This is a genomic window from Fibrobacter sp. UBA4309, from assembly GCF_002395745.1.
Lineage (GTDB): Bacteria > Fibrobacterota > Fibrobacteria > Fibrobacterales > Fibrobacteraceae > Fibrobacter.
This window is the reverse complement of record NZ_DGUN01000051.1, coordinates 142,565-168,473: the sequence shown is the minus strand read 5'-3', so window position 1 is coordinate 168,473 and position 25,909 is coordinate 142,565. Positions and strand designations below refer to the sequence as shown.

The window sequence follows — 25,909 nt, the reverse complement described above, 5'->3', positions numbered from 1 at the left end:
AACAAGCTTCATATTACGGTTCGATGCTTAGGGCTTTTCGCTTTGTAGTCGAGTTGTTTACGCAAAGGCACGGTATTGTTGCCTTTGTGTTCTTTTTACTCGTGGGCTTGCTGATGCGTCAGGCGCCCAACACCGTCAAACAGAATGTCGTTTCTTCTATCCTGGGTTCGATTCTGTATCCGGCACAGATGGCGATGTCGTCCTTGGACGCTTATCGCTCCGTGGTTGCCGAAAACGAACAGCTCAAGCAAGAAAACGCACGGTTGCGTCAAGAAACGTATTACGCGAGCGAAGGCTTGCAAGAACTGACGCGACTGCATGCACTGGTGCGGTTCGACGACAAGTGGGGGTTCCCGATAGTAACGGCCCGTGTTGTCGGACACAATCCCGGAAGATTCCTGACGACGATGGTTATCAACCGCGGTACGCACCATGGCGTACATGAAAACATGCCTGTTTTCTCCATGAACGGACTGGTGGGAAAGGTGACGAAGGCATCTTACGGCTATGCGCGCGTACAGCTGCTCGTAGATCCGAATCTTAAGTTGTCTGTAATGGAGCGGCGTACGCGCGTAGTCGGCTTCCTGGAATCGGTTGATGGCCTGATGCTTTCGGCGATGGTGCCGACGCATGCCGGTGTAAAGGTTGGCGATACGTTGATTACTTCTGGCCTTGGCGGAATTTTCCCGAAGGGGATTCCCGTGGGAACGGTGAAGACGGTTCGCCAGGCGGACTTGGATGTAATGCGTCAGATGTACGTGGAACCGTTCCAGGAGTTCTCCACGCTTGAAGAAGTCTTTGTGATGGAAAAGGAACCGGATTGGATTATCCAGGAGATGCTTGATGAATAAGATGAAATGGTTCAAGCTGTTCCTGCTTTTTATCCTCTGCTTTGTCTTGCAGACGACTGTCGGGGACTGGCTCAAGATTTTCGACGTAGGTCCCGATTTCGTCATTATCATGATTGTCGCCATAGCGATCAAGTACGGCCCGGCTACGGGATGTTTCTGGGGATTTTTTGCCGGCTTTATGCAGGACATCTATGCTCCCGTTGAATGGCTCGGGGCGCACACTATCGCGATGACGGTTCTCGGTTTCGTGGTGGGCCAGCTGGAAGAACGTTTCCTTACGCTGAACCTGCCTGCGAAAACGGCCGTGCTTGCCATAGGCTTCTTTGTCTGTGACATGATTTATTTCCTCTTGACCGGGCTCGAAAAGGATGTTGTCACCAGCCTGTTCTTTTCCAAGACGGTTCCGGAGTGTCTCTATACGGTAGTAGTTGGCGCGGTAGTGTTCCATTTGTCGTCAGGGAAGATGAAACGTCGTGTTTAGATCTGGTGATAACGATTATGTGCAGAACAGGAACTGGAATGTCCTTGTGTTCATGAGCATGGTCCTTATCTTGTTCGTGATTCTCCTGATCCGCCTTTATTCCCTGCAGTATACTCATTACGACGAAAACCTCCAGCGTTCCGAAAATAACCGAATCCGCAAGGTAGTCCTTGTTGCAGAACGAGGCTATATCTACGACCGCAACGGGGTCGTGCTTGTCCGCAATAGGCCCTCGTACCAGATTGCCTTGCAGGCGATGAGTTTGCCCCGTGCAAAGGCGGACCGTGACTCTGTCATGAATCGCTTGCTCCGAATCCGCGACAAGGATGGTACACGTCTTTTTGATTCGCTTTCCTTGGATACCGCTTTCCAGCGCAGCCGCTGGATAAAGAACCGTCCTATCGGATTTTTCGAGGATGCGTCTCCGGAGCAGGTGGCGATAATCGAAGAACATTCTTCGGAGTTGCCCGGCGTGGTGACGTTGATCGAGTCGAGGCGTGAGTATCCTTACGGTACGCTGGCTTCGCATTTGCTCGGCTATACGAGCGAGATTTCCGAAGAACAGCTGAAGCTGCCCGAGTACGAAGGCTATTCCCAGGGTGACCGCATCGGGCAAAAGGGCCTGGAGCAGGGATATGACCAGGAATTCAGGGGCAAGAACGGCATCAAGCTGGTCGAGGTGAATGCGTCCGGAAGGGAACTCGGCCTTGTGAAGGGCGTAGATGCGCAACCGCCTGTTCCTGGACTGCATCTGATTTCCACAATCGATTTGAAATTGCAGAAGGTCGCGGAAGAGGCTATTCCCGATACGGCAAGGGGTGCGTTGGTGGCGGTCGATCCGCGCAATGGTGAAATTCTTGCCATGGTGAGTTCGCCGCGTCTCGATCCGAATATCTTTTCCCTGAAAAAGCGTGAACGCAACAAGGGGTGGGCCCAGGTGGCGCTCGACTCCCTGCGTCCCCTGACGAACCGTGCCATTTCCGGAACGTACACGCCTGCCTCCGTGTTCAAGCTCATCACGGCCGGAGCCGGGCTCGAGAATGGAATCCTTTCCGAAAGCAAATATTATCCCAAGCCGTGCACTGGCGGCTACCAGTATGGCGCCCGTTACCAGAAATGCTGGGGAACGCATGGCAACCTGAATGTCGTGCATGCCATCAGGCTCAGCTGCGATGTCTTTTTCTACCAGGCCGGCCTGGATATCGACATGGCGCGTATCAATGAATTTGGCAGACGCTTTGGTCTTGGCGAAAAGCCGCTCGGAGTGGATATTCCTGGCGAAAAAGGCGGCTGGCTTGTGGATTCTACATCGTTCAACGAAAGAAACAAGCGCCTGGGATGGCGCTGGGCTCGCGGCTTGATTCTGAACCTCGCTATCGGCCAGGGAGAGCTGGTGACGCCGTTGCAGCAGGCTGTCATGGTGGGTTCGCTGGCAACGAATAAGGGCGTTTACCGTCCGCACCTTATGAAGGAATTGCGCGACGATGCCGGCAACGTTGTTCGCCGTTACGAACCGGAAATCATCAGGCCGGGAAAGATGAAGCCGGAAACCCACAGGGTGCTCATGGCGGCTATGGATTCCGTCGTGAACCATCCGGGCGGAACGGGTAAGCGCGGCGCTGTCCCTGGAATTCGCGTCGGTGCAAAGACGGGCTCGGGGGAATGGAAAAAGGGTGCGAAGACGCATGCCTGGTATGCAGCAGTCGCTCCGCTGGATGACCCGCAGATCGCCGTGGCCGTAATCATGGAGGCTGCCGGTGGCGGTGGCGCCGTATCCGGACCTATCGCACGCAAGGTGCTGATGGCGTATTTCGGCAAGGAAGACGAGGTGAAGTGATGAGTTCCGGACGTTTTCTAGATAAGTCCTTGAAGTTCGACTGGGTTTTCTTGCTCACGACTTTCGCCCTGATGGCTTGCGGTATCGCACTGGTCTATTCCGCCACGGCAAACGAAGAGGTCGTATTCTACGAATCGTTCTGGTTCAAGCAGATCATTTACTTTATAGGCGGTTGCGTTCTTGCAGGCGGTATCGTGTTCCTGAAAATCGATTGGATCAAGCGAATGACCGCCCCTTTCTATATATTGTCCCTCATCTTGCTTTGCGTGGTGCTCTTTTTTGCGGGAGATGTGGTCAAGGGCGCCGGTCGCTGGATAGACTTCGGCTTCTTCAAGCTACAGCCGTCGGAATTCGCCAAGATTGCCTACCTGCTTACTATTTCGTATTGGCTTTCCCGCCATCCTGTTAGCTTGTTTAAAATCAAGACTTTCGTTGTCCCGTTTTTCCTGTTTATCGTGCCTTTCGCGCTCGTCTTGAAACAGCCGGACTTGAGTACGGCTCTCGTGTTTATCGCGGTAACGTATGTGGCGTTCTTTTTTGCCGGGTTCACGCTGGTCGACATGTTCCTGATAACCAGCCCGGTACTTTCGGTCCTGTTTTCCCATTCGCAGACAATGGTGTACCAGGTATTGTGGGGCTTGCTTATCTGCGCAGTCGTATTTGCCCTGGTGCGCAGGCATTTGCCCAAGGCCCAGACTATTTTCTTCTTGGCGACGAATATCCTTGCTGGCTACGCGAGCTCGATGGCCTGGAACATGCTGGAACCACATCAGCAGAAACGCGTGAACACGTTCCTCGACCCGATGAGCGATCCGCTTGGCGACGGTTACCAAGTGCTGCAGTCCCTGACGGCAATCGGTTCGGGCGGTCTTACGGGCAAGGGATTCGGTAACGGTACGCAGACAAATTTGGCGTTCCTGCCCGAAGAACATACGGACTTCATTTTCAGCGTATTGGGCGAGCAGTTCGGGTTTGTCGGATGCTTCCTGATTCTTGTCCTGTATGCATTGTTCCTCTGGCGTGCGACTTCTACGTGCAAGCTTTATTCCGACCCCTTCATCACGCTCATTGTCATGGGGTCCTCGACGATATTCCTGTTCCATATCCTGGTGAATATCGCCATGACCATCGGTCTCATGCCGGTAACCGGACTCCCGCTCCCGTTCCTTTCGTACGGAGGTTCGTTCGCGATGACCTGCATGGTCCTTGTCGGCGCCATTATCTGCATGCGCTACCAGGGACGTCGGCAGTAGGGAACATTTTCCGCAAAAAATCCGTCTTTATAGGAAAGGACGGATTTTATGGATATCGCAAGACGCTTTTCCAATTTTTTGTTCGGCATGGACTGCCTCGGTTGCGGAACTACTTCGGAACGGCTGGATCCCTGGCTATGCCCGAAATGCAGGGAGGCTGTGCGGAACGAGGGCCGCTGTGCCAAGTTCCCTAACGAAGACACGCTATGCCTCTTCCCGATGCGCGCGCTGACACGCAGTCTTGTCCATGTGCTCAAATACGGGAACATCTCCGGAGTCGCCTCGTACCTGGTGCGAAATTCTTCCCTTGGTCGCGGCGGGGATGCGGTGGAGTTCTTTTCTGTCTACGCGAAGCCCTTTTTCTTTGTGCCGGTTCCGTTACACCGAGCAAGGTACCGCGAACGCGGCTATAACCAGGCGGAAAAAATTGCGGCGGCGTTTGCCTCGGCGACAGGCGGGAGCGTCTGCAGATGGCTTTGGAGAAAGACTTTCCACGTATCGCAGACCAAGCTTTCTAGGGAACAGAGGCAATGGAACGTCGCCGGGGCGTTTGCGGCCAGGCTGCCTGCGAAGGTTCCTTCACGGGGGACGGTGTTCGTTGTCGACGACGTGTATACTACGGGAGCGACCACTTCCGCCTGTGTGAGTGCGTTCGGCAAGGATTTCCCGCTACCGGTAAAGGTGTGCACGCTGCTTTTCGATGAGCCGGCGACTGCCGCGATGGATTATGTGGCGGACTGCCGGATGGAGTGGGATGTTTAATATGGAGTTCCGAGTTCTTAGTAAAAAAGGTTTCGAGAAGCTTCTCGAAACCCGTAATTCTATTGACTAGTAACTGCCGTGAAGCGACCTAACTAGCGGAGGAAGAGGGACTCGAACCCCCAAGCCTTACGGCGGCGGTTTTCAAGACCGCTGACTTACCAATTAGCCTATTCCTCCGGGCGCTGATAAGATAAAAAACGAGGGCTCTTTCGTCAAATGGTTTTGCATCTATGGCGATAAATAGCTATTTTTAGGTGTATGGAATCCGGAATGGATATGGACATTGCGAAGGCTATGGTAGGATCGGGTGCGGGGGACTCCGAAAGGATTCTCGACCTGTTGTTCTCCTATATGCCGAAAATCGCGGCAGAGCGCCGGATGGACAGCTTGCTTGTGCTGATGGCCGATCTTGGCCGCTCCCTGGTGCAGGCGGACCGCTGCTCGCTATGGCTGATCGATTCCGATACAAATGAACTTTGGACCAAGGTAGCGCACGGCGTGAAGCAGTTGCGCATTCCTATCGGAGCCGGCTTTGTCGGCTACTCGGTCAAGTCCGGCGAAGCTCTTTTGGTCGAGGACGCCTACGCAGACGAACGCTTCGACCGCCGCAGCGACAACCTTACGCATTACAGGACGACCTCGGTGATGACCGTTCCGCTCAGGGACGGGAACGGCAAGGTCATGGGCGTTTACCAGGCCATTAACAAGAAGGGCGACAGCGCCGTCTTTTCGAAACAGGATTTGGAACGCCTGGCCCTGACTGCCGTCTATTCTGCCAAGACGATCGAGTCGGCGCAGCTGACGGAAGAATTGCAAAAGTCCAAGGACGAACTGGAAGCGACCCAGGAAGAACTTATCCATATCCTAGGCGATATTTCCGAAAGCAGGAGCCGCGAGACGGGCGACCATATCCAGCGAGTTGCCGAAATTTCGTACAAGCTGGCCGTTTATTACGGCTTGCCCAAGGCCGAGGCGGAACGGATTCGCCTGGCCGCTCCCATGCATGACCTTGGCAAGGTGGGCATTCCGGATGCCGTGCTGAACAAGCCCGGCCGGTTTACCGACGAAGAATTCGCGACGATGAAGTCCCATGCCGTCCGTGGAGAAGAAATCCTCCAGAAGTCCAAGCGCGACCTGTTGCGCTTTGCGGCGACCCTGGCCGGCGCCCATCACGAGCGTTGGGACGGGACCGGTTACCCGCGTGGCCTCAAGGGCGAAGAAATCCCCCTGGCAGGAAGAATCTGTGCCGTTGCGGATGTTCTCGATGCGTTGGCCAGTCCGCGCTGCTACAAGCCGGCCTGGCCGGAAGATAAAGTTCGCGAAGAATTCCAGAAACAGCGCGGCAAGCAGTTCCAACCGGAGCTGGTGGACGTTCTTCTTGAGCATTGGGACGAAATGTTCAATTATTTCCGCAGGATCAGGGCCGAGGTGGAAGCGCTCCGCCAGGCTGCTGCGGTATAGTCCCCCCCCCTTTTTTTACCGTTTCTTTCGTAAAAAAAAGAAAACGCAAAAAAGAAAACCCCCGATTTTCATCGGGGGTCTTCGTGGTTCCGATTGGAGTTGAACCAACGACACGCGGATTTTCAGTCCACTGCTCTACCAACTGAGCTACAGAACCATTTTAGTAGGGCTAAAGATAGTAGAATCTGTGACATCTGTCAAGGGTAAATAGAATATTACCTTGAAAAATGTGCTTTTTCGGCATAATCTACTAAATTTAAGGAAGGATGGTTGAACAAGGTGCCGCAAGGGAATCTTTGCGGAGATTTAATCTTTTTTTTGAGAGTGTATCGTGCGTCAATTGATGAAATTAGAGTTTGCTTTCCTTGCCGGGTGCAGTCTGGCGTTCTCGCTCCTAGTCGGATGCTCTGGTGATGATTCCACTTCGGCGAACAGTGAGGATTTGAACAATCCGTTTATCGTCAAGACGGATACGTTGGTCAATGAACATGGCGATACTGTGTATGTCCAGGATACGATGCGCCAGAAGATCGATACCATCATGCATATCACGGAAAAGGGCGAGACGACCTACGTGACCGAGAAAATTTATGTCGGATTGGATACTACGTTGCACTGGGTCGGCAATTCCGCTTTGGTGATAACCGAAATCATGCCGCTCAACCTGAACTGGACCGACGAAGACGGCGATGATGGCTCCTGGGTGGAAATCTATAACGCCGGTACCGAAGACGCCAACCTCAAGGGATATTCCCTTATCGAGAATTTGAAGGCCACCCGCAAGTGGGTGTTCGGAAACGAAATCATCAAGGCCAAGTCTTTCAGGATCGTGTTCTGCGACAAGAAGAACCGGCCGGAAGCAGCCGGTGCCAACGACACGAAGCTTACGAACGGCGATGGCGAGTATACGGCCCACTACCGTACGCACACCAACTGGAAGATGGAAAAGGACGGATCGACGATTTACTTGGTTGACCCGTATTACGGAATCCGCGACTCCGTCGCCTATCCCGCTATGGAATCCGGCGTAAGCTGGGGTATCATGGATGGTGGCGTCTGGAAGTTCTTTGAAAAGCCGACTCCCGAAAAGGTGAATACGGAAGAGAAAGCTTACGACGATATGGCTCCCAAGGTCAATATGGACGCTATCAAGTCGGGATTCTATAACGACAAGCTGACGTTGAACCCGCCGACGGATCTCGGTGCGGGCGTGAAGATTCGTTGCACGCGTGACGGTTCTGCCCCGACAAGTTCTTCCCCGGAATTTAACAGCCCTATCACGTTTGAATCCACTTCTCCGTTCCGTTGCGCGGCCTATAAGGAAGGGACAATTACCAAGGAAGTCATTTCGAAGACGTTCTTTATCGGAGAAAGCATAAGCATGCCTGTCGTGGCTATCAGTGTCGATCCGGAATTCTTCGAAAAGCACTATGTGCCCAAGTCCAAGTGCGGTAGCTCCGATCCCAAGAGCTGCCCGGCCGGCTTGCTGGAAGAGGTGGAATATCCGGTCCATGTGGAATACTTTGCAAATGGCAGCAATTCCAAGGCCCCTACATGGGAAATTGAGGCCGGTATCTCCTTGATGGGCGGCTGGAGCCGCGTGGCCGACAAGAAGTCTGTCGCCATTGCCATGCGCGAAGAATTTCAGGACGGCCGTCTGAAATACCCGCTGTTCGAGACGCGCAAGTCCGATTCCGTGTTCAAGGCGTTCAACCTGCGCAACAACGGTAACCGTTTTGTGAGTGACTATGTCGAAGATGCCATGGCCGGTGCCCTCCTGGAAGGTAGCAGCGTGGATTACCAGCGTAGCCGCCAGGTCGTGGTGTTCTACAATGGCAAGTACTACGGCATCCATGATATGCGCGAACGCTATAACCGCGCCTATGTCGAGACGAACTATCATATCGATGCGAACCAGGTCGAAATGATCAAGCATCTCGGTAGCGATTCTGCGATTACGGCAAGCGGCGGCGGCTCGATTGACAACTACGTGAACATGCTCCACTTTGTCGGCGAAAACGACATGACCGTGGCGGAGAATTACGCAAAGGCCAAGACCCTTCTGGATGTCGGGAACTTTGCGGACTATATGGCTGCAGAAATCTATTACCACAATGGTGACTGGCCGAACAACAACGTGCGTGCCTGGCGCAGCCCGGAACAGCCGTGGAAGTTCATGGTCTACGACGTAGACCACGGCTTTGGCTGGAAGTGGGGCGTGGACGATCCCAAGGGCGACAAGTTTAACGACGGAACCAACATGTTTACCTGGATCAAGCAGGGCGGCGGCAACAAGCCCTGCAAGGAATCGGGTTGCTTTGCGAACCTCTATATCAAGCTTATCCAAAACGAGGATTTCAAGCGCATGTTCATCAACCGCAGTTGCGTGATGTGGAAAAACCACTTGAATGCCTCCCGTGTGGCGACGATTGTCGACCAGATGGTTTCTACTATCCCGGAATCCGAAAAGAAGAGAGACCTTGAAAAGTTCCATCAGGACGAAATGTACTATCCGGATGGCTTTGACTGGAAGGGCACGCACTTGAAATCGTGGGCCAGCGAGCGCGATTCCAAGGTTCTCTCGGAATATAAGTCTGAATTTGGTCTGGACGGGAAGGTTTCCGTAACGATCTCCTCTACAGGGAGCGGCACCGTGTTGATGGAAGGCATGAACTTGCCGAGTAGCAGCTACACTGGAGACTTCTTTAGTGGAAACAAGATGGAACTGACCGCTGTTCCTTCGAACGGCTCCGTGTTTGAAAAATGGTCTGACGGTTCGACGGACAACCCGCACATCGTGACGATTACCGACGGATTGACGATTTCGGCAACGTTCAAGTAACGAGCTGATTGGAATCGCTTTAAGAAAATGCGCGGGCTAAGACCCGCGCTTTCTGTTTTTTGGAATTTTCTAGATTTGGTATCATGAAAAGCCCCGTGCGCAAGATGTTCGACGAGATTGCCAACCGCTATGATTTTTTGAATCATGCGTTGAGCGGTTGTCAGGATATCCTTTGGCGCAGGAGTTGCTGCCGCGAATTGCGGAAGATGACCCCCGGCAAGCGCCTGCTTGACCTTTGCGGCGGTACGGGCGATTTCGCGGTAACTTACGAGAAGTTCAACGGGAAACCCGAAGTTGCCGTGCTCGGGGATTTTTCGTACGGGATGCTGAAGGGGGCCAAAGGCAAGAAGATGACGGCGGTTCCCGTACAGCTCGACGCGATGAAGATGCCTTTTGCCGATGCGACTTTCGACGTAGTGCTGAACGGATTCGGAATGCGCAACTTGCCCGATACCGATGCCGGCCTCCGGGAATCCGCCCGTGTGCTCCGGGATGGCGGCTATCTCCAGGTACTTGAATTCTTTTCGCCTCGGAATGCGTTCAACAAGTTTTTCTACAAGCGCCTTGCTCCGTTGTTCATCCCGGTACTCGGGGCTTTCTTCAGTAAGCGCGATGCTTACGAATATCTCGTGAATTCGATTATCCGTTTTTTGCCGGTCAAGGATTTCGTTGCCTTGGCGGAGCAAAACAACTTTGAACTTGTGCATGTGAAGCCCTGTTTTTTCGGCGTGGCATACCGCGTTCTGCTGAGAAAGGCCCCGCAGGGGAATTCTGCGGAGGGTTCGGCATGAGCCGCTATATTCTCGGAGTGACTGGTGCGAGCGGTGCGATTTACGCTGCGCGTACGGCGATGTATCTGAAACGTTTCGGGCACCACGTGACGGCGCTGGTGACAGGCCCTGGCAGGGAAGTACTGGAATACGAGGGACAGACTTCGCTTTACGATTATTGCGACGAGAGACCCGACGTGGGAGATTTCTTTGCGGAATGTGCAAGCGGGAGCGCCGACTATGCGGGCATGGCCGTTGTTCCCTGTTCCATGGGAACGCTCGGACGTATCGCTGCCGGGACATCGGACAACTTGTTGGTGCGTGCGGCGGACGTGTGTCTCAAGGAACGCCGTACGTTGGTGATTGTGCCTCGCGAAATGCCTTATAACCTGATTCACCTGGAAAACATGGAGCGTGTGACGCGTGCCGGCGGAATCGTGATTCCCGCCTCGCCGCAATTCTATAGCAAGCCGTCGACTCTAGAAGAACTTGTCGATACCGTGGTCGTGAAGGTGCTGAAACACCTGGGGGCGGCACCGGGTGAGGGTTATGGCGGAATTGCGAAACCGTGGAAATCCCCGCTCGGGGGCTCTATATGCTAAAGAAGATTCTTGAATTTGGTCACCTTGTGCGTTTTAGCCATTCGCTTTTTGCGATGCCCTTTGCCATCGGTTCCATGTGGGTCGCTGCGAACGGTTTTCGCGGCATGGAGCCTGCCGAGATTGCGCGAATTGTCGTTCTCATCGTACTTTGCATGGTGACTGCCCGCAACAGCGCCATGAGCTTCAACCGCATCGCCGACGCCGAAATAGACGCGAAAAATCCGCGTACGGCAAAACGCCACCTGCCCGCCGGCCGCTTGAGCCGGGCGTCGGTTATCGCCTTCCTTGCCGTGAACGGGATCCTTTTTGTGCTGTTTGCGGTGCTGCTGCAGCCCCTCGCGGGCGCCCTCGCGCTTCCTGTGTGGCTCCTGCTGCTCTCGTATTCCTACTGGAAGCGCTTTTCGTGGCTCTGCCACTGGTTCCTCGGCTTTGCCATCGGAATGAGTCCGCTCGGCGCCTGGATTGCTATTCGCGGCGAGTTTGCCGTCTTCCCGATATTCCTGCTGGTGATTCTGATGCTGTGGATGGGCGGCTTTGATATCATCTATGCCACGCAGGACGAAGAAATCGACCGCGCGATGGGGCTCAAGTCCGTTCCGGCCCGTTTTGGTCGCAAGCGGGCCCTGCAGATTGCCTTCTGGAGCCATATTGCGATGCTCGCTCTCTGCGTAGCTTTCGGTATTGTATGGGCGGTCGGCACCGCATGGTGGGTCGTGACGGCTTTGATGGCTGCTGCAGTTCTTTATATTCATTTGTTCCGCAAGTCCGACGATCTCGATGCCATGAACCGCGATTTTTTCTTGGCGAACGTGGCCATCAGCGTACTCGTAATGGCCGGTTTAATTGTGTGGATTTGCATGGGAGGTAACGCCGATGCCCTTTACTAACAAGCCCTTTACCACCGAAGATAAAATCAAGATGTTCGAACGCATGGGCTCGACTTCTGCCGTAATCGCGTTGGCTCTTGTAATCCTCATCGAAACTGGCCTGGCTGGCGAAAACAAGGGTCTCGCCGAAACGGGTCTTACCGCGATGATCGTAGTCCTTGCCGTTTCGCTTGTCGGGAGCGTGTTTTTCAAGAACAGGCGGAAATAAAGCAAATTTTAGGTTTGTTTTTGGTTAAGAATTGTCCTCAGCCGTTTGGTTGGGGATTTTTTGTTGATGTTTTGTCTAAAATAACACAGATAACGTTGTGTAAGAAATTCGTATGCATATTTTTTTCTTTTATTTTGGAATTATGGATAAAATAAGATATTTTTTGTGAAAAACGAAATAAAGGAGTTTGTATAATGAGCGTTGGGTCAGATTGGGCTGTTGAATTGGCGGAACAAAATGGAGAGTGGAGAACCTATCGGTGTGTTTGCTGTGGAGAACCCTTCAAGGTTAATATCACTCTGCATCCACATGAGGAAATGTGTGGGAACTGTAAGGAAAAGATGAATAGACCGGATAAATGGGATGAAAAAGACGATGATGAGGACGCTGCGGAATCGTAGTTGATATTCTGTCGCTTGCGGAATATTGCTTTTGCTCAAGGGGCTTACTTTGGCTTTGTTGAAATTGATTCTTGTGAATGTCTTTCCGATGTGTATGATGATTCCGATAACGTATATATGTCACTGGGTAATAAAATTTATTGAAAATTTTATATTCGCCGAGATTGTATTCAAGTTTTTACGAAATGGGGGACTTGCCGTTTTTTTCAGAACACTTCTCTCAGGAAGCGTTGTTTCTGTCATAGTGCTGTTGATTTATTGTGTGTTTTCTGGAGATCTTTCTTCCATAGGATCTCTTTTCACTTCGAATTGGTGGGATCATACTGCACGATGTGTTCTAATAGAAGATTGGTGGAAGTATTGTGGAATTTACGCTGCGGTTTACACTTCGTATTACGCTCGTTTTGTGAGCCAATGGTCATATATTTCAAATTTGTATAACCAAATAAAAAATGCCGATATTAGTTTGTGCATGAGCTGCGGGCAAAATTGTGATTGTGATCAGCACGTACAATTGACCAATTGCAAAAGTTGTGCTGTAGAAAAGCTAAATGGATGGAAAGCCGGTTTTATTGAGGATGCAGAAACGCTTCATTTGGTTACAAAGCCATTGTTTGCTGGCGTCATATATACTTGGTTGACTCACAATGACAGCGTTGCTAAAATGTATAAAGAATACCATTCCGAAGCTTATGCGAAGTCTGATGATGCTGACAAGCGGTATCAAAAACTTTTGAGCGATTTAAGAAAAAATTTAAAAATGGATGTTTAGTCTTCTACACTTCCAGATCGGCGGAGTAGACGGTTTCCGTAGTTCCGTCATCGCACTCGAATAGCAGACTGCCATCGTCGCGCATATCGGCGATGCGGCCTGTTTTCTTTTGTACGCCCGTGCCGCCTTTGCGGTTCTCGTCGGTACAGTGGTTGTTCACGATGATTGTGCCGCGCATGCCGATAAACTGGTCCATCTTGCGCCAGGCGCTTACCCAGGGAGAAATCCCGAAAGCGCGGAACTGGCCGACAGCCCGTTCAAGGCTTGCTACCAGCACCTGTAAAAGCTTTTCGCGGTTGATTTGCCGCCCGGCGATATCCTTGAGCGTGGTGACGTCGCGTCCCAGGTGCGCGTAGTCGCACGCATCGCTGTTGACGTTGATGCCGATACCCATGCTGATTGCCGGCGTAACTTGCCCGGCAGCGCATTTTATATAAATTAACTCCGCCAAGATTCCGCAGAATTTGTGCTTGCCGCAGAGTATGTCGTTGGGCCACTTTACGGTAACCTTGCCGATATCGCGGTTGCCCAGTCCCTGGGTGTTGGCGTCGTCTTGCAGCTGTCTGAATACTTCGGCAAACGTGAGCGCCGCCACTTGCGTTATTTGCGGGGCGGATGCAATCGGAATCCCGTCTAGCGGAATCAGGATGTTGAAGTAGAGGTTCTTGCCTGCGGGGGAACTCCAGGTGCGTTCGTGCCGCCCCCTGCCTGCGCTTTGGGAGTCGGCGACAAACAGCGTTCCCGGTGGAATTTCCCCTGCGGCGGCGAGCGATTTCATGAGGGAGTGGGTGCTTTCTATAGTGTCGAAGAGACGGGCCGGAACCCCGTTGAATCCGGAAAGTTCCCAATCGCAAAATTTTCGTTCTTCAGAAAACATGATGATGGCGGCTGTCTTGCCGACGTCCGATTATTCGTCTTCCTGTTGTTCCTGCAGTTCCTTGAGCGCTTCTTCGGGGAAGATGACAAAGAATTCGCGTTTCTTGTCTTCAAAAAGCTGCAACATGCGTTCCTGCTCGAACTGCTCGCGGTCGATGTTCTGCATAAAGAATTCATCGCGTGCGAAATCGCGGGTCGTCATCAGCTTCTTCATGTCTTCCGAGAGGTCGACATGGTCCCAGAGAATATAGTACGACTGTACGTCGAGGCTTCCGAAGATATCCACGTTCAGCATGACAGAATTGCTCTTGCTGGAATCGACGAGCTCGACCCTGGTCTCTCGCTTTTCCGGACGGAAGATGTCGACGTCCTTTACCGGCTTGGCAATATCCTGCGCCCAGCCAGATGCCGAAAGGCAAATGACTAAAAACGCGGCCCATATCCAAGCCGCCGACGAGGTTTTATGCGTCACCTTGAAACCCATGCCTATAATATACAAATGAAACATTGCAAAGCAAAGCCCCGGGCAAAAAAGTGTGACTTAAAATACGGGGAAAAAGGGCCAATTATACCGCAAGCGGCATCCAGGGCTTCACGACGTCGATGGATTTCAAAAGCCCTTGTCGGGCCCTGCGTATGGCTGCCGCGGCAATCATCGCGCCGTTGTCCGTGCTCAGGCTCCTGTCGGGAATGCAGAAACGGATTCCGTGCCTTGAGCAGTAGTCCTGCAATCTTGTCCTTAACCAGGCGTTCGCGCTGACGCCGCCACCGACGACGAGCGTTTTCATCCTGGTCTGTTTCAGTGCCGAAATGGTCTTTGTCACGAGACTGTCGACGATGGCGTCTTCGAGGCTTGCGCAGATGTCGCCCAGGTTGGCCTTGATGAATTCGGGGTCGTGCGTTTCGGTGTAGCGCAATACGGCGGTCTTCAGGCCGCTGAACGAGAATTCGCAGTTGCCGTGCGTATGGAGTGCTCTCGGGAATTCGACAAACTTGCGGTTGCCGTTTTGTCCGAGCCTGCTGATGGTGGCTCCTGCGGGGTACTTGAGCCCGAGCAGCTTTCCGCATTTGTCGAACGCTTCGCCGGCGGCATCGTCGCGTGTGCGGCCGATGCTAGTGTACTTGAATCCGGGTTCTTCCAGGACGAGCTCCGTATGGCCGCCCGAAACCGTGAGCGTGAGGAACGGAGGCTCGATATCGGGATTGCTGAGCCATGCGGCAGCGAGATGTCCTTCCAGGTGGTTCATGCCGTATGCTGGAATCGAGAGATCGCGGGCGAGTCCCTTGGCGAAGCTGGCCCCGACAAGCAGCGGTCCCATGAGCCCGGGGCCTGTAGTAAAGGCGATGGCGTCGATGTCCTTGAGCTCTATGCCGGCTTCCTTGACGGCAGCTTCGGCGATAGGCGCAATCTTTTGCAGGTGGGCGCGCGCGGCAATTTCGGGAACGACACCGCCGTAGAGTGCGTGCTCGTCGATCTGGCTGTATAGCGGGTTCGAAAGTACTTTAAGCGGGTCGTCTTGCAGTACGGCGCAGGCGGTCTCGTCGCAGCTGGATTCAATTCCTAGCCAGATCATTCCTCGTCGTCCTCCTCGTCTTCTTCTTCGCCGTAATCTTCGTTGCTCTTTTGTACGGGGACTACGGGCTTGACTTCTTTGCGGACGAGGGCAATCTTGTCCGGGACGATTTCGGTTGCCTTTATAGAAAGGTCTCGGTTGATCTTGGCGTCAAGTTTTAGCTTGACTGTCGGAGTCAGGCTGTCGACATCTTCGATGGCGAAGCGGTTGAATTCGATAAACAGTTCGATGTCCTCGCTGCTGATGGAGTCCAGGATGTCGGAACCGCCGGTGATGTTGACGGAAACGGTGTCGGGATTGAGCTTGACAAGGGACTTGTCGTATCTGCCGATGAGGTGCACCGGAATGTTCTTGAATTCCTTGGTGGCTATCTTCTGGACGTTCACCTTGATCGTGACGTTGGAATCGCTGGGCGAGACGTAGGCGGGGAACTGGTTAAAATTCAGCGGGACGGAGAACGCCCTGCTGCCCTTGAGCGTATCGAAATGGATGGAGTCTGTCGGGATTTCGAAAATTCGGGTAAGGGCATTGCGCGCGCCCGATACGGTGACGAAATTCGGTGAGAGAGTCGGTTCGTCCGAAAGCAGGTAACCCGAGGCGGTATTGAAGGTCACGTTGGAGTGTACGGGAATGTCCCTTTCGATCCGGGTGTCGAGTTCGATGTCGATAAAGAGCAACTGGTTGTCCGGTTCAATAAACTTGATGTTCGGGAAACTCGGTGCCACAAAGTTCCTCGCGTAGATATGCTTACGCGACGCTCCGAGTTCCGCATCTTGCAGGTCGACGACTATGGAGGCGACAGAAGAATCGCCACGGTTGATTCGGCTGCGCATGCGCATGAGGTCGAACGCCTCTCCTTCGACAGTAATGGTGATTGCCTGGGGCGGCTTCGACGCGATGGCGAGCATTTCGGGCAACTTGACCAACCTGACCGGTACGTCCATCGTTATCTGGAACGTGTTGAGGGACATTACATACAGCCATAGCGCAATGGCGAATAGGAATGCGGTAATCTTTAATCCGAGGTGTTTCATAAGCCGCCTGTAAAGAACACCATAAAAAATAATTATATTCCAGACGTGTTCGGACAACTTGGTTACTTAATAGCGGAATCTTTTCGCGGCTGGAAGCAACAACGCACGGTTATATTGCCGTCGCTTATAACGATTTTCCTGTGTTCGCTCTTGCTTGCCTCGTCCCTGGTGGCTTTTGGCGGCGTGCTCCGTCTGTTGGAGACGGAAAAATCCCTGTATGCCGTCGAGGCGTTCCTCCCGGGCGAAATTCCCGATGATTCCGTGGCGGTCGTCAAACGTGAACTGGAACGCTCCAAGCATGTCGGCTCCGTCGAGTATGTCAGTGCGGATTCCGCCCTGGCCGATTTCCGGAGGCACTTTAATGGGGAAATGCTGGAACTTGTAGAAGGAAACCCGATTCCCCCGTTTTTCAGGATTAAGCTAGACGAAGAAAGCGCTAACCCGGTAGACCTTCTCGATGTCCGCAACGCGGTGGTGCGCAGCGGCTATTTCGAAGAAGTTCAGGCTCCGGTAGAATGGGTCGAAAAAATTTCGGCATGGAAATTCAGGATGGTGTTCTGGCCGGTTTGCCTATGCGTGTTGCTGCTGGTGACTCTTTCCCTGATCATCTGCAATTCCGTCAGGCTTTCCCTGTTGAACCGGAAACTCCTGGTCGAGAACATGAAGTATGCGGGCGGAAGCTACGGTTTCATTGAATTCCCGTTCATACTCGAAGGCCTGATGCAGGGTGTTGTCGGCAGCGGCCTTGCCGTGTTGCTGCTCGTCGTGATGATGGATTCCTTGACAGAAGCCTTGCCGATGGTTGCCGCCTATATGACCGGGTACGGGCTCCTGCTGGTGCTCGTCGTATTGATGGTGAGCATGTTGTCGGCTTACTTCAGTTTCCGTACGGTCCGCAGTTTTTTGATTGCGACGAGGAACGAGCAGGTTAAGTGATGCGCACCCTGGCCTTCCGTCTTGCGACGTTGCTGCTGTGCCTGTTCGTGGGCATGGCCTTTGCCGCACCCAAGAAGACGGACGCGCAGATCAAGGAACAGAAGACCGCCCTCAAGAAACTGGAATCGGACCTGGCCAAAAAGCGCAAGGAAATCGCCCAGCTCGAAAACGAGGAGAAGGGAGTCCTCAACACGATTTCGCTGTTGGACCAGAACCTGAACCAGACGCGAATCTATATTACCGAGCTTTCGAAAAACGAGGTGATGGTCCAGCGCTCCCTGGAAGAACTTGCCCGTGATATCGATTCCCTGGACAACAAGATCCATGTGCGCCGCGAGGCAATGAAACGCCGTGTACGTACTTTGTACGTAAATGGCCGGAGTAGCGAGGCCAAGGCCCTGTACAGCCTGCTTTCGGAAGAGGGTAACCCGGAGCGTCAAGCTTATTGGGTCCATCGCCTCTTGAATCGGGACAAAGAAGAAATCGAGACCCTTTCGCGCATGGTGCGTGAACGGGACGAAATGAGGACGCAGCAGGCCGCGCGTCTGGCGGACCTTGCCGTATTGCGCAGCAAGAAGGCCTCCGAAGAGAAGGGCCTTGTAAGCCAGATGAGCAACCAGGAAAAGATGCTGGTGAGCCTCAAGCACGACAAGGCCATGCAGCGCCGCGCCCTGGAGGAGTTTGAACGCAACCAGAAGACGATGCTTGCGCTTATCAAGAAGCTGGAAGAGAAGAGGAAAAAGGAAATTGCCGCGGCAAAGAAGGCCGAGGCGGAACGCAAGAAAGCCAAGGGCAAGAAGGCCCCGAAAGAAGTTTCCAAGCCCAAGAAGACGGTCGCATCGACGGTCAAGGGCCCCAAGTGCATGCCGCTGGAAGGCGAGATTATCAGTCAGTACGGCTTGCAGGAACATCCCGTGCTGCATATTGCCACGCGTAACCTGGGTATCGAAATCCGGGGCAAGCGCGGCAAGGCCGTGCGGGCTGCCGCTGCCGGTACGGTAGCGATGGTTGCCGAAATCGACGGACGCGGGCCGTCGGTGATTATCGAACACGAAGGCGGGACGTATTCCGTGTACGGCCATATGCGCTCAATCCGGGTCCAGGAGGGGAGTGAAGTCCGCAATTGCGAAGAAATTGGCGAAGTGGGCGATATCGCGAGCCTAAATGGAATTAAATTGTATTTCCAAGTCAGCGAAGGCACCCAGACGGTAGACCCGCTACAATGGTTGAAGACAAAATGATTGAATACCGGCTAAAAGGACCCGTATCCCAGGAACGTCAGCGCATCAGGCTGATGGCTTCGTTGCGTGAAAACCGTTTCCCGCAGGCGATTCTTATAGACGGTCCCGTGGGCATCGGCAAGAAGGCCCTGGCCATCGAAATCGCGAAGGCGCTCCAGTGCAGCGACCCGAACATGCGTCCCTGTGGGCATTGTTTCGGTTGCAAGATGGCTGCCGATGCCGGCGTCACGGACAATTGGGTCGTGCCCATGGAAAGCAAGGAAGCGCATGCGAAAAGCGCCGACGATGTTTCTGCGGGGAGCTCCGCCAAGACGGTCCAGGATTTTAAGCAGGCCTACATAGAAGAAATTTTCAAGAACCCGTACCGCATCGATATCTTTGATGCCGGAGCAGAAATCTCCGTTGGGCTTGTCCGTTCCATGATATCGGCCTTCGCCCTCAAGGGCGACCGCGTCCGTGTGGTCATTGTCGCCGAGGCCGACCGCATGAACGATTCCGCCTCAAACGCATTCCTCAAGACTCTCGAAGAAGTCCCGCCGAACACGTATTTCATCTTGACGACGTCTTCCCGCGAAAAGATGCTGCAGACGATTCGCAGCCGTTGCCTGGCCTTGCACCTGTTGCCCCTTTCCGATGACGAAGTCCGTAGCGAGACGTTGCGCATGCTGGGCGAAGATGCCGATGCGGACGATGTGACCGACGATATTGTCGGGCTTTCCGTAGGGTCGCCGGGAAAGGCTTTGTATTACGTGGAAAACGGGAAGAAATGGTGCGAGCTCGCTGCCGCGTTCGTCAAGAAATCCCTCCTCGCAGATTATTACGACTTGTTCCAGGATTTGGCCGAGGCCGGAATGGAAGAGGCTGCCGATGCCAACAGGTTCCTCGAGGTACTGTCGTTCCTGCTTTCGGACCTGATGCGTTCCAGATCGGGGGCGCGCCTGCGTATTCCCGCGACGACGGCGCTGGTGAACATCGATGCGTTCCCACGTATAGACCACTCCGCATTGGAACTGGCCTTGAATACGGTACAAGAAACGATGAGCCGTGTTGCAAGCCGCCGTACGGCCCCGCCCATGTTGTTGCAATCGCTTGCGATAAAGCTTTTTGAAGGTTACAAGTGATGGAAGACCTGATTGCATCGACGCTTTCGCAGGAACTCAAGATTCCTCATCTCGTAGCGAGATTCCTCGTTTCGAGGGGCGTGAAGAACGTTTCCGAAGCAAACCGCATCCTTTGCGGCTCTGTAGAAGACGTTCTGGACCCGATGCATATCATGGGCATGGACAAGGCCATCGAATGGATTCTGAAAGTTCGTGACCTTCATGAAAAAGTCTTTATTTTCGGCGACTACGATTTGGACGGTGTTACGTCGGTGACGCTTTTGACCCGAGGGCTCAAGGAAATTGGAGTCGAGTCGGAATGGCGATTGCCGAACCGCTTCGGTGACGGCTATGGCCTTTCCCTTTCTGCCGTCGACGAGATGCACGAGGCTGGCGCCCGTTACGTGATTACGGTCGATACCGGTATTACGGCCAATGCCGAGATTGCGCATGCCAAGGACCTCGGCATGGCGGTGATGGTCATGGACCACCACCAGCCTAGCGGTGACGGCCTTCCCGTATGCGACGTGCTTCTAGACCCGCACCAGGAAGGGGATACGTACCTCAATCCGGAACTTTGCGGCGTAGGCGTTTCGTACAAGTTCATGTGCGCCCTTTATGCGCGGCTTGGCCTCCCGGTTCCCGAGAAGTTCTTGGACCTGGTCGCATTGGGAACTCTTGCCGACCTGGTGCAGATGACTCCCGAAAACCGCTACTTTACTAAATCCGGCCTGCGCCAGCTGCAAAAGAGCGAATGGCCGGGAATCCAGGCGATGTATTCGAACTTGATGAAGCCGGGCAGCGCTGTGGGCGGCATCGACGTGATGTACAAGATTGCTCCGCTGTTGAATGCGCCCGGCCGCATGGAACGCCCGGATCCCGCATTGAAACTCCTGATGTGCGACAACAAGAGTGAAGCGCCTGCGCTGCTTGCCGAACTCAAGGACTGGAATAGCCGCCGCAAGCAGAAAGAAGCCGAGATTACCGAGATGGCCCTGGAGCAGGTGCAGAAGGTCTATGGCGACAAGATTCCGACAGTGCTTGTCGTTGCCGGTGCGAATTGGCATGTGGGCGTAATCGGGATTGTATCGGCAAAGCTTGCCCAGGAATTCGGGCGCCCTGCCGCAGTCCTTTCTATTATGGACGGTATGGCCCATGCGAGCGCCCGTGCGGTGCCGGGGTTCAATTGGCACAAGGCCCTTTTCGAAAGCCGCGAGCTGTTTGACCGCTGGGGCGGGCATGCCAACGCGGCCGGCTTTTCGCTACCTGCCGACAAGATTGACGAACTCCGTGTCCGTCTCGAAGCGTCTGCGAAGGAACAGGGTTACGATGGTGAAGCCGCATCTGTCGACGAGACGCATTCGTACGACATCCAGGTGGCCTTGCGTGAACTGGTTGTCGATGGGTTGCATTGCTCGGAACCTGCCGGGAACCGCTTTGCCGGGCAGAACCGCGAACATACCATTCTTGAATATTTCGATTTGATGGAGCCCTTCGGAGGGAATTTCCCGTATCCGACGTTCAGGGCGGAAAACGTGAAGGTGCACCGATTCCGCGAACTGCGCGGAGGCCACCTGCAGATGGAAATCTCCCAGGCCGGGAGCCGCGTCTATCCGGCCATCGCCTTCGGCCTCCGCAAAAGCAAGTCCAAGATAGGTTCGAACCAGAGGGTGACTATCATCTTTGAGCCGACGTGGAACTATTACAATGGGCGCAAGTCGCTGCAGCTCTGCGTGAAGGCTATCGAGTAGGGGAACTTATGCTGAAACGGAACTTTCCCCTGATTCTCCTGTTCCTCGTGTTTGCCGTGATGCTGGGAGTGCTGTTCAACATCCCGCGGGCAGTGCCTAAGCCGGCGGCGCCCTTTGTGCCCGAACCGGAAGAAGAGACGAACGGGTTCACGGGGCGTGTCGTGATGCCTGGCTTCGACGACATCTACATCCTGGAGAATTCCGCGGGGAGGGACCTGGAGCAGCTCGAGAAATTCTTGCAGGGCCGTGCCGCCGGCCTCCATTACCTAGCCGGCGAACATTTCAAGAACCTCAAGAAAAACCACAAGAAGTCAAAGGCGCGCAAGGCGGGAGATGCCTCCGTGGACGACATCGTCGTCGGAGTGCGCATGACTCTCGATTCTCTCGGTCGTTTTAAACTGGACGAGTTTGTCTTCTCGAACACCGATGACGAGGATTTCAAGGAAAGCCTCGTTAACCACGTAGAGTATTACTGGCGCTATCCCAAGAGCGCTTCCGGTACGCTTGAATTCTGGATTCCCATCCGCTGGATGGAGAAATACTAGCCCTTCAAAATCTTGAGCAGCTGTTCGGCCCTGTTCTCGATAAGGATGAACGCCTCGAACATGCGGGCTTCGCGCCACTTGGTCAGGTACTTGGCACGCCATTCGGCAGCGACCATGTCGGGCGCCTCGGGACCATTCTCGTTCCTGTACCACACTTCCTTGGTGATCTCCTTGATCATGTCGCCCATCTCGGCGGCCGGTTGCAACGAACCCTTGCACAGCAGGAGTGCACGGAGGTTGTCGAGCAGGATCTCGTCGGTCGGGTTTTCGGAATCGTCTCGGGCACAGTCCCAGATTTCGCCGCGGTGGCGCTCTGTCCAGCCCAGGAGGTGCTTCTCGGTTCTTTCGAGCTCTCCCTTGGCGAGCTTTTCTTCGACCGCTTCGCGCGGGTAATAGATGCTGTTCGGGTAAAATTCGATCATTTCCGACCTCGTTAAAGAACAATGCCCGGGGCGGGACTTGAACCCGCACGAGGTTGCCCCCAAGGGATTTTAAGTCCCCAGTGTCTACCATTCCACCACCCGGGCAGGTTGTGCCCCGCAAATATACAAAAAAAAGACTCCCTGCGTTATAGGGACTGCGCCGCTCCCGGCTTCTTTTGTTAGATTGTGGGCATGAAGCATTCGGTATTTTTCCTGGTCTTTTTCTTGTATATGCTGACCGTTCCCGTGTTCGCCTACGATGGCGACATGGACGAGTACCACGAGTTCAAGGAGCAGCTTTCGCTGGTCCGTGACGGTTACCTGGCGTGCATCAACATGGTCATGGAGACGGCCGCGGAAGAAGATGCCGAAGGCTGGTTCAAGCTGCGCGACAAGGGCGGCGCCGCGACCTGGGCCGATCTCGAGTACGAACTCCCGAAAAAGGAATCCCTCCCGGACATCGTCGTGGAAGAACTCCCGTACGGGTTCCGCATCAAGGGGGCGCACGGGTCGTACAAGGTCGACGCGACTGTTCTCGTGGGCACGCGCGATTCCGACATCTTTTACGATGTACAGTTTGCCAAGGGGAGCAACGGTCCGGGCAAGGAAATCTTCGGCGAGGTGTTCCGCAACGACGGTTCCGATTCCAAAAGGTGCGCCAAAGGTGCCGTGTCGTGCTATGACGGCAAGTCCACATTCGGCAAAAAACGCTAAAAAACGCCAATTATCGCAATTTTATGCGATTTTTCTCACGAAAGTAAATAAAACTTTACCGCTTTCCCCTTTTTATATATATATTTCAAAGAAGCAGGGGCGCCAAATGGCGCCTTATGCGTGTTTTGTCGTATTTGGAAAAGCGGTAAATTGCTAACTTCTTGCAAGGCAATGAGTTGCGATTTCCCTTGAGAGGTTGTATGCTGAATTCGTGTTCGGACAAGCGCGGCGTTACTTTGATCGAAGTCCTTGCGGTGGTTACCATCATGGGGATTTTGGCGGGTATAGGCGTCACGAATATGCGCGCGGCCATCATGAACAGCCGAATCAAGGATGCCGGTATCAACGTGACCGCCTTCATGCAGCGTGCAGCCAACGAGGCGACCCGGTTGAACGAAAAACTCTGCCTGACGGCAAGCGGCAAGAGCATGAAGCTGTTCAAGGGAGAATGCACGGATTCCGAGAAACTCGACGAAAAGATCGACGAGATGAATCTGGAATCGGCGAACCAGTTCGTGACGACCAGCAACAACGTCAATTGTCCGGAACTGCCGGCCGGCAAGAAATCTCCCGTGGCAAATATGACGCTTACCCCGAAAATAGGGAAGTCGCCGATTCCCGCAGGCTGTTTCCTTGTCCGTTATGGAAGTTCTGACCGCTTTGCTTCTTCTATCAAGCTTGCGACAAAGTTCGGTGCGTATTACAAACTAAGTTACGATGCTGGTTCCAGTTGGATTGAACCGTAGGTGGTGCTATGGAAAAGGTCTTGAAAAACAAGAAAGGTTTCGGTATAACGGAGGTGCTGGTTTCTGCCCTCGTGTTGGGGCTCCTGTACATGGCGGTTCTCCATATGCAGACGGGCAACCGCGAGGCGCTGTTGCGCATCCGTGGCCGTGACGGAGCCGTAGAGGTGGCCCAGCAGGTGCTGGATTCGCTCAACCGTATAGGCATCGCCTCTATTCCATCGGACCCGACATCTTCTACCAGTTATACTCTGGACCCGATTACCCGTTCCTGGGATAGGGGCAGCAAAGTCGGTGGCGGAAATTCTTTCATTGAATATACGCCGACCGTGACGGTGTCTCCTACAAATGACTATGTCGCCGAAAATACGTCTAGTTACGAGTCCGTGAGCCACGTATATGCAAAACAGGTCAATGTAAAAGTTTCCTGGAATTTCAAGGGGTCGACCCAATCCATAGATATGTCGGCGGTGATACGATGAACCAAGTAAAGTCCAAATCCGGTTTCACCTTGATGGAACTCATGGTGTATATCGCCATCCTCGGTATTATTGTTATCGTGGCCGGTCAGGCGTATAGCAATTCGACCAAGATGCGCATCCGTACGCATAGCATGCTCAAGGCCTCGGAAGTTGCAGAAAACGTGGAAGCTCTCCTTAAAGAAGACGTGGCGCAGATGGGGGCCAAGAGTGCTATTGATTTGGCTGCATCCAATGACGAAGGAGATGCGTTCGTCCTGAAAAGCGAAGTGTTTATTCATCCTACCGATCCGGCGGCGCCCGAGGATATAGATTCCTCCTCGTACGAGTTGTCCAAGGCGGAATTCGGCACGGACCTGGACAAGCTCGCTCTTCGTCGAGTTCGCTACAGTAATGCTGGAGAGTATCTGAGTACGGACGAAATCTCCTGGTACGCCAAAACCGATAAAAAGCTTTACCGTTCCTGCAAGACTTTGGACGGAGACGCCGACGGAGATGATTGTACGGAAGACGGCGTCGAGGTAGAAATCGCGGAGGGCGTCGAAGAATTTAGGGTGTTGGAAGCCAAACCCAAGGTCCTGGTTGCCGAAAACGCCCTGTTTCCACATTATCCAGGCAATTTGACCAAGAAAAGCTTCCGGTTTATTCCCTATGAGAATACGTCGGATCAGTTTATGCTGGCGAGTACCGATCCTGTTCAGGGAGGAGATGTTGTTTCGTTAACGAACATGGTGACGAATTACAATGGGGGTGATGCGGTGGTTGCTAATCCTGTGAAACACCTGTTCTTCCTTGCAGAGTCCGTTAATGCTCCCGCGGACGCGAGCTCGGACTGGAAAGACTGCAAGTCCTTTACGTTTAGAAAGAATGCGACGTACGAGATTAGCTTTGATTTGCAAGACGGTGGAGAAAATTTGAGAATGTTTAGGCCGGGTGTGGACCATTTCGCGGTAGGGATTCGCGATGTCTCTGGGACTGCTCCGGCTTTGGTTCCGGATGTCCCCGATTTTCTTGTTTATCCGCCGGCTCATGGCAATGGAGCGGGAAAACGTTCCGTCAGCTTCATGACGAACGGGTTGGATGACGGCGAAGGTGAAAAAGTCGATGTGGCTGCAGGATGTGTTACGTTCACCGTGTCGCTGTTTTCTCCGACGGTAAGCTTGATGCCGATTTCTTTGACGAATGTCAAGGTACGTCTTGTAAATGACGGTAACTATACGTTTGATGCAGCTTATACGCCATTGACTGTTGACAAGAAAAATGTCAAGGCTTTCCGCATAGAGATGAAAGTCACAAGAAACGGGGAAGGAACGAATGCCCAGGTGGTTATTCCTGTTCCGAGCAACGGCGTTTAAAGGGTAGGTAGC

The 25,909-nt window shown here is 53.5% G+C and carries 26 protein-coding genes and 3 tRNA genes; 21 read left to right on the top strand and 8 right to left on the bottom strand.

Translation table 11 applies throughout. The annotated features are described in order from the left end of the window. Nucleotides 1–86 precede the first annotated feature (86 nt). The 5 genes from mreC to B3M32_RS07870 are packed head-to-tail and all read left to right on the top strand — an operon-like array spanning nt 87 to nt 5,184. Entirely contained in the window at nt 87–851 is a 765-nt protein-coding gene (gene mreC / locus B3M32_RS07890) for a rod shape-determining protein MreC (protein ID WP_290744988.1), read from the top strand. Then, nucleotides 844–1,332 carry a rod shape-determining protein MreD gene (mreD, locus tag B3M32_RS07885; RefSeq protein ID WP_290744984.1) on the top strand — a complete coding sequence of 163 codons (489 nt, stop codon included), beginning with the start codon at nt 844–846 and terminating at the stop codon, nt 1,330–1,332. The genes mreC and mreD overlap by 8 nt, the downstream gene beginning before the upstream one ends. Continuing rightward, complete coding sequence (mrdA, locus tag B3M32_RS07880; RefSeq protein ID WP_290744981.1) at nt 1,325–3,169, top strand: penicillin-binding protein 2; 1,845 nt, start codon at nt 1,325–1,327, stop codon at nt 3,167–3,169. The genes mreD and mrdA overlap by 8 nt, the downstream gene beginning before the upstream one ends. After that, nucleotides 3,169–4,422, top strand: a complete 1,254-nt coding sequence (gene rodA, locus B3M32_RS07875; protein WP_290744978.1) for a rod shape-determining protein RodA — start codon at nt 3,169–3,171, stop codon at nt 4,420–4,422. Before mrdA ends, rodA begins: the two co-directional genes overlap by 1 nt. A gap of 48 nt (nt 4,423–4,470) precedes the next feature. Then, nucleotides 4,471–5,184, top strand: coding sequence for a ComF family protein (locus B3M32_RS07870; protein WP_290744975.1), 714 nt, complete (start codon nt 4,471–4,473; stop codon nt 5,182–5,184). A gap of 96 nt (nt 5,185–5,280) precedes the next feature. On the opposite strand, the gene B3M32_RS07865 is transcribed toward B3M32_RS07870, so the two are convergent. Next, nucleotides 5,281–5,361: transfer RNA gene (locus tag B3M32_RS07865), tRNA-Ser, on the bottom strand. Between the two features lie 81 nt (nt 5,362–5,442). On the opposite strand from B3M32_RS07865, the gene B3M32_RS07860 reads away from it, so the two are divergent. Further along, nucleotides 5,443–6,645, top strand: a complete 1,203-nt coding sequence (locus B3M32_RS07860; RefSeq protein WP_290744972.1) for an HD domain-containing phosphohydrolase — start codon at nt 5,443–5,445, stop codon at nt 6,643–6,645. A gap of 84 nt (nt 6,646–6,729) precedes the next feature. Here B3M32_RS07860 and B3M32_RS07855 read toward each other — a convergent pair. Further along, nucleotides 6,730–6,802 (bottom strand) — tRNA-Phe (locus B3M32_RS07855). A gap of 186 nt (nt 6,803–6,988) precedes the next feature. Between B3M32_RS07855 and B3M32_RS07850 the strand changes: the two genes are divergently transcribed. The 6 genes from B3M32_RS07850 to B3M32_RS07825 all read left to right on the top strand — a co-directional run bounded on the left by B3M32_RS07850 (nt 6,989) and on the right by B3M32_RS07825 (nt 13,127). After that, nucleotides 6,989–9,487 (top strand): CotH kinase family protein, encoded by a 2,499-nt coding sequence (locus B3M32_RS07850; RefSeq protein WP_290744969.1) that lies wholly within the window; start codon nt 6,989–6,991, stop codon nt 9,485–9,487. Nucleotides 9,488–9,570: 83 nt separating this feature from the next. Next, on the top strand, nt 9,571–10,278 hold the full coding sequence (locus tag B3M32_RS07845; RefSeq protein WP_290744966.1) for a ubiquinone/menaquinone biosynthesis methyltransferase: 708 nt from the start codon (nt 9,571–9,573) through the stop codon (nt 10,276–10,278). Then, complete coding sequence (locus B3M32_RS07840) at nt 10,275–10,859, top strand: UbiX family flavin prenyltransferase (protein WP_290744963.1); 585 nt, start codon at nt 10,275–10,277, stop codon at nt 10,857–10,859. Before B3M32_RS07845 ends, B3M32_RS07840 begins: the two co-directional genes overlap by 4 nt. Next, on the top strand, nt 10,853–11,746 hold the full coding sequence (locus B3M32_RS07835; RefSeq protein ID WP_290744960.1) for a 4-hydroxybenzoate octaprenyltransferase: 894 nt from the start codon (nt 10,853–10,855) through the stop codon (nt 11,744–11,746). The genes B3M32_RS07840 and B3M32_RS07835 overlap by 7 nt, the downstream gene beginning before the upstream one ends. Next, nucleotides 11,733–11,954, top strand: coding sequence for a hypothetical protein (locus tag B3M32_RS07830; protein ID WP_290744957.1), 222 nt, complete (start codon nt 11,733–11,735; stop codon nt 11,952–11,954). Before B3M32_RS07835 ends, B3M32_RS07830 begins: the two co-directional genes overlap by 14 nt. Nucleotides 11,955–12,449: 495 nt before the next feature. Further along, nucleotides 12,450–13,127, top strand: a complete 678-nt coding sequence (locus B3M32_RS07825; protein WP_290744954.1) for a hypothetical protein — start codon at nt 12,450–12,452, stop codon at nt 13,125–13,127. A 4-nt stretch (nt 13,128–13,131) separates the two neighbouring features. On the opposite strand, the gene B3M32_RS07820 is transcribed toward B3M32_RS07825, so the two are convergent. From B3M32_RS07820 to B3M32_RS07805, 4 genes are all read right to left on the bottom strand, one after another. Further along, nucleotides 13,132–14,004, bottom strand: a complete 873-nt coding sequence (locus tag B3M32_RS07820; protein WP_290744950.1) for a biotin--[acetyl-CoA-carboxylase] ligase — start codon at nt 14,002–14,004, stop codon at nt 13,132–13,134. A 30-nt stretch (nt 14,005–14,034) separates the two neighbouring features. Further along, on the bottom strand, nt 14,035–14,487 hold the full coding sequence (locus B3M32_RS07815; RefSeq protein ID WP_290744947.1) for a hypothetical protein: 453 nt from the start codon (nt 14,485–14,487) through the stop codon (nt 14,035–14,037). Between the two features lie 82 nt (nt 14,488–14,569). Next, entirely contained in the window at nt 14,570–15,577 is a 1,008-nt protein-coding gene (gene tsaD, locus B3M32_RS07810) for a tRNA (adenosine(37)-N6)-threonylcarbamoyltransferase complex transferase subunit TsaD (RefSeq protein WP_290744944.1), read from the bottom strand. After that, nucleotides 15,574–16,611 (bottom strand): YbbR-like domain-containing protein, encoded by a 1,038-nt coding sequence (locus B3M32_RS07805; RefSeq protein WP_290744941.1) that lies wholly within the window; start codon nt 16,609–16,611, stop codon nt 15,574–15,576. Before B3M32_RS07805 ends, tsaD begins: the two co-directional genes overlap by 4 nt. 45 nt (nt 16,612–16,656) lie before the next feature. Here B3M32_RS07805 and B3M32_RS07800 point away from each other — a divergent pair, with 45 nt between their 5' ends. Genes B3M32_RS07800 through B3M32_RS07780 form a run of 5 tightly spaced genes read left to right on the top strand, consistent with a single transcriptional unit; the run spans nt 16,657 to nt 22,184 of the window. Further along, nucleotides 16,657–17,547, top strand: a complete 891-nt coding sequence (locus B3M32_RS07800; protein ID WP_290744938.1) for a cell division protein FtsX — start codon at nt 16,657–16,659, stop codon at nt 17,545–17,547. Then, on the top strand, nt 17,547–18,788 hold the full coding sequence (locus B3M32_RS07795; RefSeq protein WP_290745096.1) for a murein hydrolase activator EnvC family protein: 1,242 nt from the start codon (nt 17,547–17,549) through the stop codon (nt 18,786–18,788). Before B3M32_RS07800 ends, B3M32_RS07795 begins: the two co-directional genes overlap by 1 nt. After that, nucleotides 18,785–19,909, top strand: a complete 1,125-nt coding sequence (locus B3M32_RS07790) for a DNA polymerase III subunit delta' (RefSeq protein ID WP_290744935.1) — start codon at nt 18,785–18,787, stop codon at nt 19,907–19,909. Before B3M32_RS07795 ends, B3M32_RS07790 begins: the two co-directional genes overlap by 4 nt. Next, a complete protein-coding gene (gene recJ / locus B3M32_RS07785) occupies nt 19,909–21,639 on the top strand; it encodes a single-stranded-DNA-specific exonuclease RecJ (RefSeq protein ID WP_290744931.1) in 1,731 nt (576 codons plus the stop codon). Before B3M32_RS07790 ends, recJ begins: the two co-directional genes overlap by 1 nt. Nucleotides 21,640–21,647: 8 nt before the next feature. Beyond that, complete coding sequence (locus B3M32_RS07780) at nt 21,648–22,184, top strand: hypothetical protein (RefSeq protein ID WP_290744928.1); 537 nt, start codon at nt 21,648–21,650, stop codon at nt 22,182–22,184. On the opposite strand, the gene B3M32_RS07775 is transcribed toward B3M32_RS07780, so the two are convergent. Together B3M32_RS07775 and B3M32_RS07770 are read right to left on the bottom strand one after the other, a co-directional pair. Then, nucleotides 22,181–22,606: a hypothetical protein gene (locus tag B3M32_RS07775; protein ID WP_290744925.1), complete on the bottom strand. Its 426-nt coding sequence runs from the start codon at nt 22,604–22,606 to the stop codon at nt 22,181–22,183. The two genes, B3M32_RS07780 and B3M32_RS07775, sit on opposite strands and share 4 nt — an antisense overlap. A gap of 22 nt (nt 22,607–22,628) precedes the next feature. Beyond that, nucleotides 22,629–22,711, bottom strand: a tRNA-Leu gene (locus tag B3M32_RS07770). An 87-nt stretch (nt 22,712–22,798) separates the two neighbouring features. Between B3M32_RS07770 and B3M32_RS07765 the strand changes: the two genes are divergently transcribed. The 4 genes from B3M32_RS07765 to B3M32_RS07750 all read left to right on the top strand — a co-directional run bounded on the left by B3M32_RS07765 (nt 22,799) and on the right by B3M32_RS07750 (nt 25,897). Next, on the top strand, nt 22,799–23,320 hold the full coding sequence (locus B3M32_RS07765) for a hypothetical protein (protein WP_290744922.1): 522 nt from the start codon (nt 22,799–22,801) through the stop codon (nt 23,318–23,320). Nucleotides 23,321–23,520: 200 nt separating this feature from the next. Beyond that, nucleotides 23,521–24,066 carry a pilus assembly FimT family protein gene (locus tag B3M32_RS07760; protein ID WP_290744919.1) on the top strand — a complete coding sequence of 182 codons (546 nt, stop codon included), beginning with the start codon at nt 23,521–23,523 and terminating at the stop codon, nt 24,064–24,066. An 8-nt stretch (nt 24,067–24,074) separates the two neighbouring features. Further along, nucleotides 24,075–24,545, top strand: a complete 471-nt coding sequence (locus tag B3M32_RS07755; RefSeq protein ID WP_290744916.1) for a type IV pilus modification PilV family protein — start codon at nt 24,075–24,077, stop codon at nt 24,543–24,545. Next, nucleotides 24,542–25,897 (top strand): prepilin-type N-terminal cleavage/methylation domain-containing protein, encoded by a 1,356-nt coding sequence (locus B3M32_RS07750; RefSeq protein ID WP_290744913.1) that lies wholly within the window; start codon nt 24,542–24,544, stop codon nt 25,895–25,897. Before B3M32_RS07755 ends, B3M32_RS07750 begins: the two co-directional genes overlap by 4 nt. The last annotated feature ends 12 nt before the right edge of the window (nt 25,898–25,909 follow it).

Excerpts from the sequence above, each read along its gene's own strand:
- mreD (WP_290744984.1), top strand. The coding sequence starts at position 844 with ATGAATAAGATGAAATGGTTCAAGCTGTTCCTGCTTTTTATCCTCTGC.
- rodA (WP_290744978.1), top strand. The coding sequence starts at position 3,169 with ATGAGTTCCGGACGTTTTCTAGATAAGTCCTTGAAGTTCGACTGGGTT.
- B3M32_RS07870 (WP_290744975.1), top strand. The coding sequence starts at position 4,471 with ATGGATATCGCAAGACGCTTTTCCAATTTTTTGTTCGGCATGGACTGC.
- B3M32_RS07860 (WP_290744972.1), top strand. The coding sequence starts at position 5,443 with ATGGAATCCGGAATGGATATGGACATTGCGAAGGCTATGGTAGGATCG.
- B3M32_RS07850 (WP_290744969.1), top strand. The coding sequence starts at position 6,989 with ATGAAATTAGAGTTTGCTTTCCTTGCCGGGTGCAGTCTGGCGTTCTCG.
- B3M32_RS07845 (WP_290744966.1), top strand. The coding sequence starts at position 9,571 with ATGAAAAGCCCCGTGCGCAAGATGTTCGACGAGATTGCCAACCGCTAT.
- B3M32_RS07840 (WP_290744963.1), top strand. The coding sequence starts at position 10,275 with ATGAGCCGCTATATTCTCGGAGTGACTGGTGCGAGCGGTGCGATTTAC.
- B3M32_RS07835 (WP_290744960.1), top strand. The coding sequence starts at position 10,853 with ATGCTAAAGAAGATTCTTGAATTTGGTCACCTTGTGCGTTTTAGCCAT.
- B3M32_RS07830 (WP_290744957.1), top strand. The coding sequence starts at position 11,733 with ATGCCCTTTACTAACAAGCCCTTTACCACCGAAGATAAAATCAAGATG.
- B3M32_RS07825 (WP_290744954.1), top strand. The coding sequence starts at position 12,450 with ATGATGATTCCGATAACGTATATATGTCACTGGGTAATAAAATTTATT.
- B3M32_RS07820 (WP_290744950.1), bottom strand. The coding sequence starts at position 14,004 with ATGTTTTCTGAAGAACGAAAATTTTGCGATTGGGAACTTTCCGGATTC.
- B3M32_RS07815 (WP_290744947.1), bottom strand. The coding sequence starts at position 14,487 with ATGGGTTTCAAGGTGACGCATAAAACCTCGTCGGCGGCTTGGATATGG.
- tsaD (WP_290744944.1), bottom strand. The coding sequence starts at position 15,577 with ATGATCTGGCTAGGAATTGAATCCAGCTGCGACGAGACCGCCTGCGCC.
- B3M32_RS07805 (WP_290744941.1), bottom strand. The coding sequence starts at position 16,611 with ATGAAACACCTCGGATTAAAGATTACCGCATTCCTATTCGCCATTGCG.
- B3M32_RS07795 (WP_290745096.1), top strand. The coding sequence starts at position 17,547 with ATGCGCACCCTGGCCTTCCGTCTTGCGACGTTGCTGCTGTGCCTGTTC.
- B3M32_RS07790 (WP_290744935.1), top strand. The coding sequence starts at position 18,785 with ATGATTGAATACCGGCTAAAAGGACCCGTATCCCAGGAACGTCAGCGC.
- recJ (WP_290744931.1), top strand. The coding sequence starts at position 19,909 with ATGGAAGACCTGATTGCATCGACGCTTTCGCAGGAACTCAAGATTCCT.
- B3M32_RS07780 (WP_290744928.1), top strand. The coding sequence starts at position 21,648 with ATGCTGAAACGGAACTTTCCCCTGATTCTCCTGTTCCTCGTGTTTGCC.
- B3M32_RS07775 (WP_290744925.1), bottom strand. The coding sequence starts at position 22,606 with ATGATCGAATTTTACCCGAACAGCATCTATTACCCGCGCGAAGCGGTC.
- B3M32_RS07765 (WP_290744922.1), top strand. The coding sequence starts at position 22,799 with ATGAAGCATTCGGTATTTTTCCTGGTCTTTTTCTTGTATATGCTGACC.
- B3M32_RS07760 (WP_290744919.1), top strand. The coding sequence starts at position 23,521 with ATGCTGAATTCGTGTTCGGACAAGCGCGGCGTTACTTTGATCGAAGTC.
- B3M32_RS07755 (WP_290744916.1), top strand. The coding sequence starts at position 24,075 with ATGGAAAAGGTCTTGAAAAACAAGAAAGGTTTCGGTATAACGGAGGTG.
- B3M32_RS07750 (WP_290744913.1), top strand. The coding sequence starts at position 24,542 with ATGAACCAAGTAAAGTCCAAATCCGGTTTCACCTTGATGGAACTCATG.